The organism is Pseudomonas sp. NyZ201 (genome assembly GCF_049860765.1).
Lineage (GTDB): Bacteria > Pseudomonadota > Gammaproteobacteria > Pseudomonadales > Pseudomonadaceae > Aquipseudomonas > Aquipseudomonas bharatica.
On the sequence record NZ_CP187557.1, the window covers coordinates 3,147,698 to 3,164,494 of the forward strand.

The window sequence follows — 16,797 nt, forward strand, 5'->3', positions numbered from 1 at the left end:
TCGCTGGCAACGCCAGCTCCCACAGGTATGGCGTACACCGCCGAAACTTGTGGGAGCCGGCGTTGCCGGCGATGAGCCAGCACAGGCGCCGCAGATCAGGGATCAGAATGCCGGCGCGTATCGATACTCACCACCACCGACATCCCCGGACGCAGATGTTGTGCTTCCGGCTGATCCTCATCCACGGTGATCCGCACCGGAATACGCTGGGCGATCTTGACGAAGTTGCCGGTCGCATTGTCGGCCTGCAGCAGGGCGAACTCCGAGCCGGTGGCCGGGGCGATCTGCTGCACATGGCCGTGCAGCTTGAGATGGTTCAGGGCATCGACGGTGAAGCTTGCCGGCTGGCCGATGCGCACATTGGCCATCTGGGTTTCCTTGAGGTTGGCGATGACCCATTTGACCTCCGGCACCAGCGCCATCAACTGTGCGCCGGAGTTGACGTAGGCGCCGAGGCGCGTGCCGATCTGCCCGAGCTGGCCGTCGCGGGGCGCGGTGACCCGGGTGTTGTCCAGGTCGATGCGCGCCAGTTCCAGCGCAGCCTTGGCGTTTTCCACGGCTGCTTCCAGGGCCGCGCGGTTGACGATCACCGTCTCGCGGTCCTGGCGGGCGATTTCCAGGGCGGCCCGGGCCTGGGCCAGGCTGGCGACGGCGGCGGCATGGCTGGCGCGGCTGAGGTCCAGCTCGCGGCGCGACACCGAGCCGTCGCGGGCCAGTTCTTCGTTGCGGCGCAGGTCGGCCTGGTTGCGTGAGGCCTGGGCCGCAGCGTCGTCGATGGCCGCCTGGCGCTGGGCGATCACTGCTTCGGCGCTGTTGCGTTGCTGCAGGTTGTTGGCCAGTGCCGCCTGCTGCTGTTGCAACTGGGCCCTGGCCTGGGCCAGGCGCTGGGTGTAGATGCGGTCGTCGAGACGTACCAGCAGCTCGCCAGCCTTGACGAACTGGAAGTCGTGCACCGGTACTTCGACGACGTACCCCGCCAGTTGTGGACCGATGATGGTCACCTGGCCTCGCACCAAGGCGTTTTCCGTGCTCTCGATGGTGCTGCCGAAGGGTGGCAGGCGCCAGGCATACAGCACGACGAGAATCCCGACGACGGCCACGGCGGCGAAACTCAAGGTCGAGAGCAGGCGTACCCTGCGCGAGCGCTGCGGGCTGCCCGGTTCGCTGGGCGGAGCGAGGCCTTCCGGGGTTTCGGCGATGGCGGTGGTAGTGGTCGAGGGCGTTTCCTGGGTCATCGGCTCGGTGCGTCGCTTGAGGGGGTGGGGACCGCGGCCTGGCGTGCGAGATAGCGCAAGCGCAGGCTGCGGATGAAGATCCAGATCATGGTCAGCACGGCGATCGTGCCGATCAGCATGAATACATCGTTATAGGCCAGGATATTGGCCTCGCGGGTTGCCGCGCTGGCCAGCAGGCGCATGCCGGCCTCGTTGCGCAGGGCCGGATCGGCAATTACGCCCGCATAGCCGGCGCCACCACTCTGGATCCTGGCGTTGACCAGGGGTTCCAGGTAACCGAGGTTTTCCACCAGGTGACTGGAATGGAATTTCTCCCGCACTGTCTGGAAGGTACCGAGCAGCGCCGCGCCGAGCAGGCCGCCGAGGTTGTTGCAGATACCGAACATCACCGAAAAGCTCACCAGGTTGCGCGGGTTGGCGCGTACATGGCCGATGCCCAGGGCCATGCTCGGGCCGAGGAAGAAGGTGCTGCCGAAGGCCAGCAGGAACTGGCTGAAGTACATCTGTGCCGGGCGGGTCAGGTTGCTCGACGAGCTGTCCATGAAGGCACCGGCTGCCATCGCCGCCAGGGAGACGAACAGCGGCAGCACCAGGTGCTGCGGGGTGATGGTCAAGGCGCTGGTAGCCAGCCCCGTCGCAGCGCCGAGCAGCATGATCCAGTACAACTGGCGCATCTGCTCGCTGCCCATGTTCAGCGCTTGCAGGAAGCCCACCGCCCCGGTGGACTGCTCCGAGGTCACCATGCGGATCAGCACCACGCACAGGGCCAGGCGCACGATGGCGCCGCTGCCCAGCCAGCGGGTCATCAGCAGCGGGTTGCTGCGGTTGTGCTCGATGGCGAGGCCGCTGCATACCAGGGCGATGGACGAGGCCAGGGCCACGCCGATCCAGGGCGCGTCCAGCCACCAGTCGATGCGGCCGAGGGAGAGTACTGCGCAGAGCAGCGCGGTGCCGCTGGCCATCAGCGAAAAGGTCAGGAAGTCCAGGGGCTCGAAGGTCTTGAAGCGGTCGCCGGGAGGGAGCTTGAGCATCAGCACGCAACCCAGTGCGGCCAGGGCCAGCCCCAGTTCGAACAGGTACAGGCCGCGCCATTCGGCGATCTGCAGCAGGTCTTCGGAAAACACCCGGGCCAGCGGTACGGCCAGTTGCGAGGCGCCAAGCCCGAGCACCATGGCCTTCAGGCGCCACTGCGCCGGGAACGCCTGGATCATGTAGTACAGGCCCAGCGAGCTGAGGGCCGCGCCGACCATGCCATGGGCGGCGCGCACGGCGATGGCCGAGTTGAGGTCGTTGACGAACAGATGGGCGAAGGTGACCAGGGCATAGAGCACCAGGAACACTTCGGTAAAGGCGCGCAGGCCGAATTCCTGGCGGAACTTGACCAGCAGCAGGTTCATCGACACGTTGGTCATGACGAACGCAGCGGGCAGCCAGGCCATCTCGGCACTGGTCGCGCCCAATGCGCCCTGGAGAAACGGCAGGTTGGCGGTGACCAGCGCGTTGCCCAGGCCGCCGGTGATCGCCACCAGCAGGCCCACCGCAGCAAAGGCCATGCGCTTGGCCGGGGCATGCAACGGCGTCGACGGGGAGCCGGGCAATGCAGGTTTTTCGTGGGGGAGCCACTGGCGGGGGGCGTATTTGTCCATTAAGCAGGGCGTTGGCCATGAGGATGTAGGAAAACTTTACGCGAGGTGCAATGGGAAGAGAATCATCAGGGACCCTACTGGCCTCATCGCCGGCAACGCCGGCTCCCACAGGGGGGAACACCACAGAACCTTGTGGGAGCCGGCGTTGCCGGCGATGAGGCCAGTAGGGTCCCCACGGAGCTTCCTGCTTGCATATTCCTCCAGGCTCATTGCCCGATCCCCGCCGGTTAATCTTCCTTCACTTGAATCCCCGGGCATCCCGAGTAGATTGGAAACCTCGCCCCGGAGGATTCCGCCCGTGAAACCCGAGCATGCCCATTCGCCCCAGGCCCGGCAGGGACGCTTTCACAACCTGACGCCACGTCCGGCCGACGCGCCGGCGCCGGACGCCAGGGTGCTGTGGAACCTGCTGTTCAACAAACCGCGCTTCACCGTGCCGCGGGTGGCATTGCCCGTGCAGCGCCTGACCCGCCAGGATCTGGAGCAGGCCGCCGACGGCAGCCTGTACCGCCTGGGACATTCGACCCTGCTGTTCAGGCTCGAAGACCACTGGTGGCTGACCGATCCGGTGTTTTCCCGGCGGGCTTCGCCGTTCGCCTTCGCCGGACCCAAGCGCTTTCACGAACCGCCGATCAGCCTTGCCGAGCTGCCGCCGATCCGTGGGGTGATCCTCTCCCACGATCATTACGACCATCTCGACCGCGCCACCATCAAGGTCCTTGCACCCAAGGTGGAGGTGTTCGTCACGCCGTTGGGCGTCGGCGACCGCCTGCTGGCCTGGGGCGTGCCGGCGCACAAGGTGCGCCAGTTCGACTGGTGGCAAGGCATCGACGCCGGCGGCCTGCACCTGACCGCCACGCCGGCGCAGCATTTTTCCGGTCGCGGCCTGCGTGATGGCAACCGCACCCTGTGGTGCTCCTGGGTGATCGAAGCGCCCGGGTTCAAGGTGTTTTTCAGCGGCGACACTGGCTACTTCGACGGCTTCGGCGAGATCGGCCGACGTTTCGGCCCCTTCGACCTGACCCTGATGGAAACCGGCGCCTGGAACGAACACTGGCCCTACGTGCACATGCACCCTCGGCAGACGGTACAGGCCCATGTCGACCTGGGCGGTCGCTGGCTGCTGCCGATCCATAACGGCACCTTCGACCTCGCCATGCACGCCTGGTACGAGCCTTTCGAAACCGTGCTGGAACACGCGGCGCAGCAGGGCGTCAGCGTTGCGACGCCGGGCATGGGCGAGCGCTTCGACCTTCGCGCGCCGCAGGCCGGCAAGCGCTGGTGGCGCGAAGCGGTGGCCGAGGAAAAACGCGCCGAAGCCGGGGCGCGCCCACGGCGTTGCTGCCTGCACGGGGAGCGCTGACTGCCAAGACTTTCACGTTCAACGTGCAATAGAATGCGCGCCTGGCGAGCACATGACGCCCGCCAGCGATTGAACGCCCCTTCAGGTCCGAAGGGGCGTCACGCTTTCTGCTGAACTGAAAATAGGCCAGACATGCCAAGCGTTTCTCCAGAAGTACAAGCCAGGGAATGGCATTCCATGGTCGCGCAGTTCCCCGACGCGCTGACACACGCCTTGAAAGGGCTGGTCGAGACCCACAAGGTCACCCTCGCCGCACGTTTCTACGAACAGATGCTGGCCGACCCCAACGCCTCGCTGATCCTCTCCCATGAAGACGTCAAGAGCCGCCTGGGCAGCTCGATGCAGGCCTGGTTGGTGAAGGTCTATTCGGCCCGCGCCGGTGATGACTTCCTGCCGCTGGTGGCCTTGCAGAAGCAGGTCGGCGAGGTGCATGCACGAATCGACGTGCCGCTGCACCTGGTGCTTGGCGGTGCGCGCTATCTGAAAAAGCAGCTGTACCAACTGATTGCCGAGGAAGGCTGGGCCGCGCAGGAGCATGCGCAGATCCTGCGCCTGGCCAGCGAGACCATGGACCTGGCCATGGAAATCATGAGCCACGCCTACAGCCGCTCCCATGACCGCAACTCGCGCAACGAGGAAGGCTACCGGCTGTTCTCGGTATTGCAGAACATCACCACCGAGCGCGAGCGCCAGCGCGGCGCCTTGCTCGATTGGGAAAACAGCCTGATGTTCGACCTGGCGATGGGGGCCAGCGGGGCCAACCTGCCGCGCCTGGCCGCTGCGGATTTCGGTCTGTGGTTCCGCCACAAGGGCGCCTATGCGTTCCAGAACACCCGGGAAAGCGAGCAGATCCTGGCGATCATCCGTCATGTGGACGACGAGCTGCTTCCGCGTTTCCTCGCTGCCGCGGGCGACGAAGCGGCGCGCATGAGCCTGCTGCGGGAGATCCGTGACCGGACCAAGAGCCTGATGTTCAACCTCGATAGCCTGTTCAACAGTGCCAACGAGCTGGAAAGCGGCCGCGACGTGCTCACCCGCATGCTCAACCGCAAGTTCCTCCCGGTGGTGATCGGCAACGAGATCGCCATCGCGCAAAAGACCGGCCAGCGTTTTTCGGTGCTGTCGGTGGATATCGATCACTTCAAGTCGATCAATGATCGCTTCGGCCACGACGCCGGCGACCTGGTCCTGCAGCAGGCTGCGGAGATCCTCAGCAGCCACAGCCGCGCCGGGGACTACGTGTTCCGCATGGGCGGCGAGGAATTCCTGATGATCCTGGTCGACATCAACAACGCCAACGCGCTGAAGGTCGCGGAAAAGCTGCGGCACAAGATCGGCGCGGAAACCTTCAACCTGACCGAGGGCCGCAAGCACCGGCTCACCGTGAGCATTGGCGTGGCGACCTACAGTGGACACCCGGATTACCAGCATCTGTTGCGCCAGGCCGACCAGGCCATGTACCAGGCCAAGCAGGGCGGGCGGGATCGGGTGGTGTCCTACGACACCCTGGACGGCTGATTCAGAAGAAACTGCGCTGTGCCTTGAAGGTGATGGTGCTGTCGCAATAGGTGTTGATGCCCGAGTAGGCCTCGCAGCCACCACCGCTGAGGTCCGAACTGCTGTAGATCAGGTCAAGGTCCATGCCCAGCCAGGGCCTTGAAAGCTGCAGCGACCAGTCGCTGAAACTCTGCACCTGGCTGCCATCGCCGATGGTGAAGGGTGTGCCCAACTGATGATGGGCGAGCTTGAGGGTGACTCCGGCATCCAGCAGCGGCACCCGGCCGAGATCGGCGAACAGGGTGCCGGTGCGGTTGTCGGGGTTGTTGCGCAGCGCGCCACCGAGGCGACTGCCGAAGATCGACAGGCCGCCATACAGCGCGTAGCTGTCGTTGCCGGAGACGTTGGGCAGGCTGTAGTGGATCAGCCCCACCTCGTAGCCAAGGCTGTCGTTGAAGCGCTGCCGGGTGCCCAGGTAGCTGTCCAGGCGCAAGGTGGTGTTTTCCGAGAGGCCCATGCTCGGCGCGTACTGGCCGAAGTACCAGCCGCTGGCGTGGCTGACGTCCAGCCCGCCATGGAAGGCGCCCAGGGGACCGGGCGATATCAGCCCCTGGGCCATGCTGCGGGAACTGGTGGTTCCCAGGCGGAAGTCGAAATCACCCAGCTGGCGCTGGATCTGCTGGGCCTGTGCGATCTGGCTGAAGGCCGTGGCGGCCAGCAGGAGTAAAAGCGGCCTGGTCATGGTCACTGCCCTGGAAAGCTTGTACTAGAGCCCCAGAGCTTACCGCCAGCGGGCGCGGGTTTAAACCCTGCTGGCCTTGCAATGCCAGCCTCCCGTAGAACAGCAGTGCGCTCGCCCAGCTCGCCAGCCAGACCACGATCCCCGCCCAGAAGGTATGCGACATATAGTGCCAGCCCTGCAGTACCCGGGTGGTGCCGTAGAGCGTGCCGATCAGCAGGATCGCCACCAGCAGCTTGCGCGCATGGTGCCAGCGGTGGCGCAGGGCGACGAAGTACAGCGCCAGCAGCGTGAAACCGCTGGAGGCATGGCCGCCCGGCCAGCAGCGGCCGGGGCCGGCCTTGTCGAACAGCGAAAAGTTGCTGAACCACTCCAGGTGGGGTTGATCGCCGCCATACAGGGTGGTTTCCACCGGGCAATACACGCCCGTATGGCTTTTCAGGTAATGGATAAGCGTGGTGCTCAGGGCGAAGGCCGTAACCACGTACAGCAGGTCGCGCCGGTACTGCGCGGTAAACCGCAGCAGTGGAGCGATCCGCGCTTTGTCCAGCAGACTGACTGCGCGTTGATGCCTGGCCAGCAGGGGCCATGAGAAAGACAGCAAGGTGCCGACGATAGCCGCCTCGCCGGTCCAGTCCGGAAGGACCCGCGGCCACTTGTGCGTGAGTTTTTCGAACAGTTGGCTGTGCTGCAGGATGTACTGCTGGGTGGCCGGGTCATAGAACAGGTCGTTGGTCAGGCGATCCAGGCGGGTCAGGTCGAACAGCAGGAAGGTCGCGGCCGCCAGCAGCAGCGGCACGCCCAGGTTGACCAGGTAGAAATCCTTTCGCGAAGCAGTCCGCATGCTTATTTCCCCGCGCTGGCGACAACTTCGCGCCATTCGTTGGCATTCATCTGGCCGAGGATCCGCGCCTTGCCGTCATTGTTCATCGACACGAACAGGGCGCTGGCGTATTCGCTGGAACGCTCGCCACCGGGCACCTTGAGCTGGCGCTCGACATGGTCGATGCAGCCACTGTGGGTGACCAGTACCAGGTTCACGCCGGGCCGTTTGCTTTGCAAGGCCGCATGGGTGAAATCGCGATCGCATTCACCGATCCAGTCACGGCTGGCGACCTCCTTGCCGAAAATGAAGTGAGCCGTCTGCCGGGTGCGGTACTCGGGGCTGCTCAGCACTTCGGCGTCGCCCAGGCCAAGGCGTTGCAAGCCGTTGCCCACTTCGATCGCCGCCTGGCTGCCTTCTACGGTGATGCCGGTGGGGTCGCTCAGGCAGGGGTTGTCGGAACGGTCGCAGCGTTCGGCATGACGGATCAGCACGATCACCTTGCCCTTGGCCCATTCGGCATAAACCCCACTATCGAGCATCTGCTGCTCACTACCCAGGCTCATGACATGTGTCCTCGAGAAAAGCCACGTGGCTGACGCGGCCAGAAGCAGAAGGGCGCACAGGCCCGGGACCAGCAGTTTTTTCGAAATCGGGAGACGTCGCTTGGGACGGGAGGGAAGAGCGGGATTATCGAAAACGCCTTGCAGCATGACTGTCACTCCGGGACAAGCACTACGGGAATGACGGCAATTTAGGCAACGGCGTGTTCGGGGCGGGTGAAGGAGATGTCAAAAAAGAGTTGTAACCAAGGTTTTCGGTTGCCCATGGTGCACTCGATAAGGGCTGCGCTGTCGCACAAAGAACAGCTTCAAAGCACGACGCGTACCTTGTGGGAGCGGGTTCACCCGCGATTACGTTAGTGAATTCACCATCGTAATCGCGGGTGAACCCGCTCCCACAAGGTACGTGCAAATCAAAGAATTATGTTTTGTCCTGCAGGAGCCGGCGATGTGTGGCGGCAGAACCCTACAGAACCTGCAGCATCCCCTCGACCCGCTGCCGTTCCCACTGGCTCATGAACTCCACGGGGTTGGTCCCGTAGGGATGTCCGGCATCGAAGATATAGGCGGCGCCTTCAGGGTTGTAGCAGCGCTCGCAATGCCCCAGGGCATCGCCATCGTTGTAAAGGGTGAAGACCCAGCCATCCACTTCCACCGTCAGCAGTCCATTGCGGACTTCGCTCCAGCCCTGTTCGCCGATTCGCCGCATGGGGCGGATGCCCTGGGCGATGTCGCGGAGAATCTGGTAGGCCTCACGGGGTGTCAGTGCTGGGGTATTCAAGATTGGCGGGTATCTGGCGGAATTCGCGGGTGAGGGTACAGCAGCGGCCGACGGAATTCATCCGCCAGCCGCACGAATCAGCCGAAAGGCTAACTATTTGAAATCCCACTGCATCTGCGTGGCAATGCTGACCCCGCTGGAGGAGCGCACGCAGACATCCAGGTAGTCGGTGAACCGCGGGGGCAGGGCGATGCCTTCTTCGAGCAGGCGGCTGTTGTCGAACAGGTAGTTGAGGTCGGCGAAGCCGCTGTACAAGCGCAGCGCGCGCAGGACCAGGCGCGGGTTGGCCGGACCGATGCGGGCGGCGAAGTCGCCGGCCAGTTCCTTGAGGTCGTCCACGCCGATCTTGCGATAGCGCGCGCCCACGGGGCTGGCGCCATTGGCCGAGGCAAAGGCTTCGTCGATCTCGGCGAAGCTGCAGGCGGCATGATGACCGGCGGAAACGTGGTAGAGGTTATGCCGCAGTTGTGGCTTCAGGGCCAGGCCGATCAGGGCCTCGGCGCAGTAGTCCACCGGAATCACGTCGATCTGCTCGTCCAGCCCGCAGGTAAAGCTCTCGAGGGCGAAGCCCATGCGGAACACCCAGAAGATACTGCCCGATGCCTGGCAGCCGAGGGTGCGATGACCAACCACGATGGACGGGCGTGCCACTACCAATGGCAGGCCTGGCAGATCCACGCTCATGCGCCTTTCGATCTCGGCCTTGGAGGCGGTGTAGTCCACCAATTGCTCGGCGCCGTCGGGAAAACTCCACGATTCGCTGATGGGCGAAGCCTGCTGCGGGCCGCAGCACATGGCCGTACCGACATGCAGGAAGCGCTTGAGGCGCTTGGAGCGGCTCATCACGTCGGCAAAGGCGAAGGTGCCTTCGACATTGACCGGCCAGATGCTCGGGTTCTTCGAGAAGGAGGCTACCGCAGCGCAATTGATGACCCGCTCGATCTGCATCAGGCGCGGGGTTTCCCGGGGCAGCCAGGCGGTGTCGAGAAAGTCGCCGCAGATGATTTGCTCGGCGTGCAGGAACTGCAGGGCACATTCGCCGACACCATGCTGGCGCAGATTGTCGCGCAGGCGTTCAAGGCCTTGGTCGCGGGTGTCGGCACGGACCAGGAACGACAGGTTGGCGCCATGGCCTTCGGCGAGCAGTTGCGCGGTCACCGCACCGCCGAGAAAACCGGTGGCGCCGGTCAGGAGAATGCGTTCTTCGATAGCGATAGGAGCGGCTTGCATGGTCTCAGGTGTCCTGCAAAGAGTGGGTTACCCATGTTTCAAGGCCTCATGCCGGAACTTCTGGATTAACCTGGGTTGTCGGTGTCTACATGTTTTCAGGCGGCACGCGGTCGCTGTCCGCGCGGATGTTCATGCGCGCGGACCCGGGCTGTATGCCTTGCGGTATAGGCCTTGCAGCTCGATGGCAAGGCCGTGCCATGATCTCCGGGGACATCGAAGTTGGCAATTAAACAGAAGGGCAAAGCGGGTGAAATAAAGTTAATCAGGCCGGGCAAAGTTGTACGCAACGGGAATTATTAAATTAATCTCATCGTGTAGATCATCACTGAATGACAATAAGAGATTGCGCATGAAGCGTTGTGTTTACCTGTTCGCTGTCCTGTTGACAGTTGCCCATGTGGCGGGCGCCGCTGACTTGCGCAGATTCGACCTGCCCGATGAGGCAGGGGCGCTGCATTACTATGCTTCGCGACCCGTCGGTGAGCGCAGCGTCCAGGCGGCGCTGGTGGTGCTCCATGGGCATCCGCGGGACGCCAGCCGCAGTTTCGCCGCCGGTCTGCAGGCGGCACGGATGGCCGGGCGGCTGGCGGACACCCTGGTGGTGGCGCCCTTGTACCAGGTAGAGGATGCGCGCCATTGCAGCTCGCCGGGCGAGCCGTCGGCGCAGCCCGGCGATGCACGCTGGACCTGTGGCAGTTGGCTAGCCGGAGAGCCATCGCTGGGAGCGCATCCGATCAGCGCCTTCGCGGCGCTGGATGCCCTGGTCATCGAGTTGGTCCGGCAATATCCCGGCTTGCGCAACGTCACCCTGGCCGGGTTCTCCGCCGGGGCACAGATGCTGCAGCACAGTGTCGCTTTTGCTGCCGAGCCCCCGGTCGGGGTCGAATTGCGCTACGTGATCGCCGACCCGGGGAGCTGGCTGTACTTCGATCCGGTGCGGCCAGTGGCGCAGGGCAGCGGGTTTGTCATGGAACTGCCGGTACAGGCGTGTGACGGCTACAACGCCTGGAAATATGGCACCGATGCCTTACCCGCCTGGCTGCCTGCCGATGCCGGGCAGGCCAGGGCGCGCTATGCCGCGGCGCGGGTGGATTACCTGGAAGGCGGCCTGGACAACAGCGCAGGGCAGGGCGCGTTCTATCCAGTGCTCGACAAATCCTGCGCTGCGATGCTCCAGGGGCCCTTCAGGTTGCAGCGGGGCCTGGGTTTCCTGGCCTATGAGCGGGCAGTGCTGAAGTTACAGCGCCGGATGCTGGTAGTGCCGGGTTGTGGACATCGGGTCGAGTGTGTCCTGCCGTCGGCCGAGGGGCGGTCGCTGTTGTTCGATTGACCTGGCGAATGCTCGGGCACGCGCCGTGGAGTACGAATGTACTCCTTAGCGTTCAACCAGGTTCCACCCACCTTTTCCGTCCAGCAGCAGATGATGGCTATGGAACACCGCCAAGGTCGCCCGGTGCCCCACGCTGACCAGGATGCTGTCCTTCATCCGCTCGCGCATCAGTTCGTACAGCCCATGTTCCAGCCCCTCGTCCATCGCCGAGGTGGACTCGTCGAGGAACAGGATTTTCGGTTGGTTTACCAGTACCCGGGCAAAGGCCAGGCGCTGTTGCTCGCCGATCGACAGGATCCGCCCCCAGTCACTGCTGACGTCCAGCTTGTCCGCCAGGTGCCCGAGATTGACCTCGCGCAGGGCCTGGACCAGACGCTCGTCATCGCCCGGCAGGCCCGGCGCCGGATAGGCCACCGCCGTGCGCAGCATCCCCAGCGGCAGGTATGGCCGCTGAGACAGGAACAGCGCTGATTCGCCACCCGGGCAACGTACCTCGCCCTCGGCATAGGGCCACAGCCCGGCAATGGCGCGCAGCAGGGTGGTCTTGCCGCAACCCGACGGCCCCTTGATCAGCAGCGATTGCCCGGGCGTCAGGCTCAGGTGGAAATCGCCCAGCAACGTCTGTCCATCCGGACGTGACACCTGCATGCCACGGATATCCAGCACCTGCGCATCGTCGATGCGCTCGACCCGCGGCAATTCCCGGGCCTGCTGGTTGGCATCCATGAAGCCGGTCAGGCGATCGAGGGTCGCGCGGTACTGGGCGAAGGTGTCGTAGGAAGAACGGAAGAACGACAGCGAATCCTGCACCTGGCCGAAGGCTTGGGAGGTCTGCATCACATCCCCCAGCTTGATCGCACCGCTGAAGAAGCGTGGCGCCTGGAGAATGAAGGGGAACACCACCGCGACCTGGCTCACGGCCAGGTTGAAACCGTCGAATTTCAGGCTCCGGTACACCAGCGCCCAGACGTTGAGGATCAAGGCCGAGAAACGCCCGAGCAAGGTGTCCCGTTCGATTCGCGAGCCCTGGTAAAAGGCCACGTTCTCCGCGTACTCACGCAGGCGCATCAGCGCATAGCGGAAGTTCGCGGTGAGTTTTTCGTTGAGGAAGTTCAGGCGGATCAGCGGCTTGCCCAGCCGGAAGGCGATCCAGGTGGCGATCAGCACGTAGAGGTATACGGCGAAGACCATGGCCCTGGGAATCTCCACCCCGGCCACCGTCAGCGGTGCCGACAGCCCCCAGAGAATCGCGGTGAAGGCCACCAGCGACACCAGCGCACTGACTGCGCCAAGGCACAGGGTCACGGAGCCGGTGACGAAGGCATTCACGTCCAGTTCGATACGCTGGTCCGGGTTGTCGACCGGGTTTTCCAGGAACTGTCCGCGGTAATAGGCATCGCCGGCCATCCAATCGCTGGTCAAGCGTTCGGTCAGCCAGGTGCGCCAGCGGATGCTGAAGGCCTGGGTCACGTAGTAGGTGAACAGGGCGCGCAGTACATGGATGGTCGCCAGCACCGCAAACACCCCCAGCAGGTACCAGAACGCCGCCTGGTCCAGGCCTTGGAGGGCACTGTAGAAACCGTTGTACCAGAAGGAAAACAGCACATTCAGGCGAACCGCGAACAGGGTCAGCAACAGCAGCAGGGCAAACGCGAGCAACGGTCGCCAACTGTGCTTCGGGCTCAGCCAGGGGCCGGCGATCTGCCAGAACTGCTGGCCCCAGCGGGTAAAGCGCACGGCCAGCCGCGCGCAGATGGCCAGGCTGAGCAGGGTGATCAGGGAGGTGAGGGCGAGCCAGCGCAGGCTCTCTTGCAGGGCTTGATGCCAGTCCATATCCATGGGCGGATTTCCGGGCGAGAAATGAGGTGAGCGTAGATGAGGAATGCGGCCGTCTGGGTGAAGGAATCTTTAATGGTTTTTTCCGGCGGCTTTGTGGTTTGCCGGCGCGGCTCGACGTTGCATTATTCGTAGTGTTATAACGTAACGTTTTCGCCGAGTCCCGAGCTGCATCATGAGCCGAATCCTGATCCGCAATGCCAACGTCGTGAACGAAGGCAGCACATTCTGCGCCGACATCCTGGTCGCCCATGGCCGCATCGAAAAGATCGCCGGGATCATCCACCAGCAGTGCGCCGCAGTGGAAATCGATGCCCGGGGCCAATGGTTGTTGCCCGGGATGATCGATGACCAGGTGCATTTCCGCGAACCCGGCGCGCCGCACAAGGGCAGCATTCACAGCGAGTCGCGGGCGGCGGTGGCCGGGGGCATCACCAGCTTCATGGATATGCCCAATACCCATCCGGCGACGTTGTCCCTGGAGGCCCTGGCGGACAAGAAACAGCGTGCGGCGCGCAGTTCGGTGGCCAATTTTGCCTTCCACTTCGGCGTCAGCAAGGACAACCTTGATGTGGTCGCTGCCCTCGATCCGCGCGAGGTGGCCGGGGTCAAGGTGTTCATGGGGGCGTCTACCGGCGACATGCTGGTGGATGACCCGGACGTGCTCGAGCGTCTGTTCGCCTGCGTTCCCACCATCCTCCTGGCCCACTGCGAACATACCCCGTCGATTCTCGCCAACGAGGCCGTTTTGCGCGAGTTGTACGGTGACGCCATCGGCCCACAGCTGCACCCGGTGATCCGTGACGCCGAAGCCTGCTACCGCTCCTCGTCGCTGGCGGTGGAACTGGCCAGGCGTTTCGACACCCGTCTGCACGTCCTGCACCTTACTTCCGCGCGCGAGCTGGCGCTGTTCGAGCCCGGTCCGCTGGCGGGCAAGCGCATCACCGCCGAGGTCTGCGCGCACCATCTGCTGTTCGACGAGCGTGACTACGCAAGCCTCGGCAACCTGATCAAATGCAACCCGGCGATCAAGGCCCGTACCGACCGTGATGCCCTGCGCCAGGCGCTGTTGTGCGATCGCCTCGACGTTATCGGCACCGACCATGCGCCGCACACCCTTGAAGAGAAATCCCGCCCCTATGCCCAGGCGCTTTCCGGCCTGCCTCTGGTCCAGCACGCCTTGCCGGCGCTGCTGGAACTGGTCGCCGACGGCGTATTGCCGCTGACCCGGCTGGTGCAGAAGACCAGCCATGCGGTGGCCGGGTTGTTCGGCATCCAGGACCGCGGCTATGTCCGCGAGGGTTACTGGGCCGACCTGGTGCTGGTAGAGGCGCTGGCGCACGCCAGGCCGGTATCGCTCGATCCGCTGCTGTCCCACTGCCAATGGACACCGTTCCAGAGCCACGCATTCCGCCATCGCATCAGCACCACCCTGGTTTCCGGGCAACTGGCCTGGCACCAGGGGCGGCTGGTCGAGGGCTGCCAAGGACTACCGCTGAGTTTCAGGAAATGAACATGACCGAAGAAGAACTGCTGCAACAGCCTGAAGAGGCCTATATGAACGCCAGCCAACTGGCGTACTTCCACACTCTGCTGCTGAACGAGCGGCAGGGCTTGCAGGAGCGGATCTCAGAGCAGTTCGAATCCCTCAAGAACCACGAAATCAACTCCGACCCGGCCGATATCGGCAGCACCGAAGAAGCCCGGCACTGGCAACTGCGGGTGCTGGAGCGGGAAAAGAAGCTGCTGGACAAGATCGACGAAGCGCTGGAACGGCTGGCTCGTGGCGAATATGGCTGGTGCGCGGAAACGGGTGAGCCGATCGGCCTGAAGCGCCTGCTGCTGCGCCCGACGGCGTCGTTGTCGGTGGAGGCCAAGGAACGGCAGGAGATGAAGGAGCGGCATAAGCAGAAGGTGCGGTGATCGAAGTGCCAGTGCGGGCCTCATCCCTGCATGGGTATTTACACCTTTGAGGTCAGAAGGCCTGTCAGTAGATCGCATCAGGGCTGACAGGTGCTTGTCATGACGTTTCCAGCGCCCTTGAGATCGAGCGCCGCCCGTGCGGCGCTCGATCTTGAGGACGCTGAAGATCTATCGGAATGCGCCTGGTGGTCATCATGCGCTCTCTCGACAGGCGACACGGGGTCGCCACCTAAAACGCCCCAGCGGCCATGCAATCAAACTTTTTCACTCGCGCGCGACTCTTCTGAAACACCCCCCCGTTGATCAGGAGATGGTCATGACCCACGACGATTCCAGGCAGTCCGACAAAACGCCGCAACCGCTGTCTTCGGAAAACGCACAAAAAGGCGCAACGTCGCCTGGCCCGGTGCTGCAGCAGCCGGACCCGCGTACCGAAGCGGTGGACAAACTCATCACCCCGGTTTCGATCAAGGAAAAGCAGGAGGAGGCGCGGGAAATCGAGGAGCGACTGACCGAAGTCGAGAAGCGCGGACGGTCGTGAAATCGCCCTGGAGTACAGTTGTACTCCAGGGCGTCGGCCTCAGACCTCCCGCGCTCGTCGCGGCATCGCCAGACGTTGCAGCGGCCCGACCATCTGCGCCGAACGGTTGCAGCAGGACGAGCAGGCCCACATGTAGCTGCCGGATGCGGCGGCGTTGGCGGGCGTGGCTTGCGGGCCGATGACCTGATATTCCACCGGATTCGCCACATTGCCTGCGCCGCCATACCAGAAGCAGATCTGGCTGACCAGCGAGCCGTTGAACTCCGCCTGGCTGCCGACCGCGCTGAATACCCGTGGCTCGGCACAGAAGCGCGATTGACCTGCAACCCGCAGGACCTCGGCGGCAGTGGCCTGGAACGCTGCATGGTCCAGTGCGGCGGCCGGCAAGGGCGTGGCAGGCACGATCAGGGCCGCGACCAGGTCGGCGATCCGCCCCAGGAAGGGATACATCGGCAGCCTTCTCAGGGTCGGGATGAAGTTATCGAAGGCCTGGGACACGGCGGCGACGTCACCCGGTTCGATCAAGCGCAGGCGCAGGGCCAAGGCCGCGGCCAGCATCACCTTCAGGCAGTCTTTTTGCGCTCCTGTGGCCTGGCCGCTGCTTCGTGCAGTGGCGGCCCGTGCCGCGAGGCTGGCGATCTGTGCGTGGTCGAGAAATTGCGCACGCTGGATATCGCCATTGTTTCCCGTGGATGCCTGCCCGCGGTTGACGATGCGGTCCTGGGACGCCTGGATCGAGGCCTGGGCCCGCGGATTCAGTCCCGGGGCAGTTGGGTCCGGCCGCGGGGGCAGCGCTGCGGGGCCATGGCCCAGTTCGTTGACCAGTGTCGTGAAGTTGGCGATAGCCCCTTGTACATCGGCCAGGCGCACGAGCAAGGCGGGGTGTACCTGGGTATTGAAGCCGGCGCGGACCGTGCCCAGCAGGGCCGCCACATCGCGATGCTGGGGTTCGTAGAAGGAGTAGTCACGGCGGATCTGGGCAAAGGATGCCAAGGGCCCGAGTACCCGGCGCAACTGGCTGGTGGCGCCTTCCACATCGACGTTCAGCACCCCGGGCGCACCGGAGTTGGCGAACACATACAGGTCGCGGATCCCGTTATTGATCCGGGCGACTTCCACGGCATGGCTGTAAGGGCTGCCGACCAGGTGATCCTTGAGCGTCTCTGCGGCATACACGGTGTCGAGGTCCGGCAGTGGAAACGCGCCCATCCTTGCCGGGCTGGCGGCATAGGCGGCGATTACTCGATGGGCATAGTCCGAATCGATAGGCATGGGCTCTGATCTTCCGTG

The 16,797-nt window shown here is 64.0% G+C and carries 15 protein-coding genes; 6 read left to right on the forward strand and 9 right to left on the reverse strand.

Features of this window, described 5'->3' with window-relative positions:
- Positions 1-95 precede the first annotated feature (95 nt).
- Positions 96-1,235, reverse strand: a complete 1,140-nt coding sequence (locus ACPFMA_RS14015; protein ID WP_420056532.1) for an HlyD family secretion protein — start codon at positions 1,233-1,235, stop codon at positions 96-98.
- Complete coding sequence (locus ACPFMA_RS14020) at positions 1,232-2,881, reverse strand: MFS transporter (RefSeq protein ID WP_425930542.1); 1,650 nt, start codon at positions 2,879-2,881, stop codon at positions 1,232-1,234. Before ACPFMA_RS14020 ends, ACPFMA_RS14015 begins: the two co-directional genes overlap by 4 nt.
- A gap of 298 nt (positions 2,882-3,179) precedes the next feature.
- Between ACPFMA_RS14020 and ACPFMA_RS14025 the strand changes: the two genes are divergently transcribed.
- On the forward strand, positions 3,180-4,244 hold the full coding sequence (locus ACPFMA_RS14025) for an MBL fold metallo-hydrolase (protein ID WP_425930543.1): 1,065 nt from the start codon (positions 3,180-3,182) through the stop codon (positions 4,242-4,244).
- 177 nt (positions 4,245-4,421) lie between these two features.
- Positions 4,422-5,762: a diguanylate cyclase gene (locus ACPFMA_RS14030; protein ID WP_425930544.1), complete on the forward strand. Its 1,341-nt coding sequence runs from the start codon at positions 4,422-4,424 to the stop codon at positions 5,760-5,762.
- A gap of 1 nt (position 5,763) precedes the next feature.
- Here the strand turns inward: ACPFMA_RS14030 and ACPFMA_RS14035 are convergent, their stop codons facing one another.
- The 5 genes from ACPFMA_RS14035 to cprA form a co-directional block, all read right to left on the reverse strand.
- Positions 5,764-6,483 carry a TorF family putative porin gene (locus ACPFMA_RS14035; RefSeq protein WP_425930545.1) on the reverse strand — a complete coding sequence of 240 codons (720 nt, stop codon included), beginning with the start codon at positions 6,481-6,483 and terminating at the stop codon, positions 5,764-5,766.
- Positions 6,398-7,324, reverse strand: coding sequence for a phosphatase PAP2 family protein (locus ACPFMA_RS14040; RefSeq protein ID WP_425930546.1), 927 nt, complete (start codon positions 7,322-7,324; stop codon positions 6,398-6,400). Before ACPFMA_RS14040 ends, ACPFMA_RS14035 begins: the two co-directional genes overlap by 86 nt.
- Before the next feature lie 2 nt (positions 7,325-7,326).
- A complete protein-coding gene (locus ACPFMA_RS14045; protein WP_425930547.1) occupies positions 7,327-8,016 on the reverse strand; it encodes a histidine phosphatase family protein in 690 nt (229 codons plus the stop codon).
- 316 nt (positions 8,017-8,332) lie between these two features.
- A complete protein-coding gene (locus ACPFMA_RS14050; RefSeq protein WP_037059993.1) occupies positions 8,333-8,647 on the reverse strand; it encodes a DUF7693 family protein in 315 nt (104 codons plus the stop codon).
- Between the two features lie 93 nt (positions 8,648-8,740).
- Positions 8,741-9,877, reverse strand: a complete 1,137-nt coding sequence (gene cprA / locus ACPFMA_RS14055) for a cationic peptide resistance protein CprA (RefSeq protein WP_425930548.1) — start codon at positions 9,875-9,877, stop codon at positions 8,741-8,743.
- A 349-nt stretch (positions 9,878-10,226) separates the two neighbouring features.
- Here cprA and ACPFMA_RS14060 point away from each other — a divergent pair, with 349 nt between their 5' ends.
- Positions 10,227-11,207 carry a hypothetical protein gene (locus ACPFMA_RS14060; RefSeq protein ID WP_425930549.1) on the forward strand — a complete coding sequence of 327 codons (981 nt, stop codon included), beginning with the start codon at positions 10,227-10,229 and terminating at the stop codon, positions 11,205-11,207.
- A 45-nt stretch (positions 11,208-11,252) separates the two neighbouring features.
- Here the strand turns inward: ACPFMA_RS14060 and ACPFMA_RS14065 are convergent, their stop codons facing one another.
- Positions 11,253-13,046: an ABC transporter ATP-binding protein/permease gene (locus ACPFMA_RS14065; RefSeq protein ID WP_425930550.1), complete on the reverse strand. Its 1,794-nt coding sequence runs from the start codon at positions 13,044-13,046 to the stop codon at positions 11,253-11,255.
- A 172-nt stretch (positions 13,047-13,218) separates the two neighbouring features.
- Here ACPFMA_RS14065 and ACPFMA_RS14070 point away from each other — a divergent pair, with 172 nt between their 5' ends.
- The 3 genes from ACPFMA_RS14070 to ACPFMA_RS14080 all read left to right on the forward strand — a co-directional run bounded on the left by ACPFMA_RS14070 (position 13,219) and on the right by ACPFMA_RS14080 (position 15,507).
- Complete coding sequence (locus ACPFMA_RS14070) at positions 13,219-14,556, forward strand: dihydroorotase (RefSeq protein WP_425930551.1); 1,338 nt, start codon at positions 13,219-13,221, stop codon at positions 14,554-14,556.
- 2 nt (positions 14,557-14,558) lie between these two features.
- Positions 14,559-14,966, forward strand: coding sequence for an RNA polymerase-binding protein DksA (gene dksA / locus ACPFMA_RS14075; protein WP_420056521.1), 408 nt, complete (start codon positions 14,559-14,561; stop codon positions 14,964-14,966).
- Positions 14,967-15,282: 316 nt separating this feature from the next.
- Positions 15,283-15,507: a hypothetical protein gene (locus ACPFMA_RS14080; protein WP_425930552.1), complete on the forward strand. Its 225-nt coding sequence runs from the start codon at positions 15,283-15,285 to the stop codon at positions 15,505-15,507.
- Between the two features lie 39 nt (positions 15,508-15,546).
- Here ACPFMA_RS14080 and ACPFMA_RS14085 read toward each other — a convergent pair whose 3' ends face one another.
- Entirely contained in the window at positions 15,547-16,779 is a 1,233-nt protein-coding gene (locus ACPFMA_RS14085) for a hypothetical protein (RefSeq protein ID WP_425930553.1), read from the reverse strand.
- Positions 16,780-16,797: the final 18 nt, after the last annotated feature.

Coding starts and splice junctions, on each gene's coding strand:
- ACPFMA_RS14070 (WP_425930551.1), top strand. CDS start 13,219: ATGAGCCGAATCCTGATCCGCAATGCCAACGTCGTGAACGAAGGCAGC.
- ACPFMA_RS14085 (WP_425930553.1), bottom strand. CDS start 16,779: ATGCCTATCGATTCGGACTATGCCCATCGAGTAATCGCCGCCTATGCC.
- cprA (WP_425930548.1), bottom strand. CDS start 9,877: ATGCAAGCCGCTCCTATCGCTATCGAAGAACGCATTCTCCTGACCGGC.
- ACPFMA_RS14030 (WP_425930544.1), top strand. CDS start 4,422: ATGGTCGCGCAGTTCCCCGACGCGCTGACACACGCCTTGAAAGGGCTG.
- ACPFMA_RS14040 (WP_425930546.1), bottom strand. CDS start 7,324: ATGCGGACTGCTTCGCGAAAGGATTTCTACCTGGTCAACCTGGGCGTG.
- ACPFMA_RS14020 (WP_425930542.1), bottom strand. CDS start 2,881: ATGGACAAATACGCCCCCCGCCAGTGGCTCCCCCACGAAAAACCTGCA.
- dksA (WP_420056521.1), top strand. CDS start 14,559: ATGACCGAAGAAGAACTGCTGCAACAGCCTGAAGAGGCCTATATGAAC.
- ACPFMA_RS14045 (WP_425930547.1), bottom strand. CDS start 8,016: ATGCTGCAAGGCGTTTTCGATAATCCCGCTCTTCCCTCCCGTCCCAAG.
- ACPFMA_RS14080 (WP_425930552.1), top strand. CDS start 15,283: ATGACCCACGACGATTCCAGGCAGTCCGACAAAACGCCGCAACCGCTG.
- ACPFMA_RS14065 (WP_425930550.1), bottom strand. CDS start 13,046: ATGGATATGGACTGGCATCAAGCCCTGCAAGAGAGCCTGCGCTGGCTC.
- ACPFMA_RS14035 (WP_425930545.1), bottom strand. CDS start 6,483: ATGACCAGGCCGCTTTTACTCCTGCTGGCCGCCACGGCCTTCAGCCAG.
- ACPFMA_RS14060 (WP_425930549.1), top strand. CDS start 10,227: ATGAAGCGTTGTGTTTACCTGTTCGCTGTCCTGTTGACAGTTGCCCAT.
- ACPFMA_RS14015 (WP_420056532.1), bottom strand. CDS start 1,235: ATGACCCAGGAAACGCCCTCGACCACTACCACCGCCATCGCCGAAACC.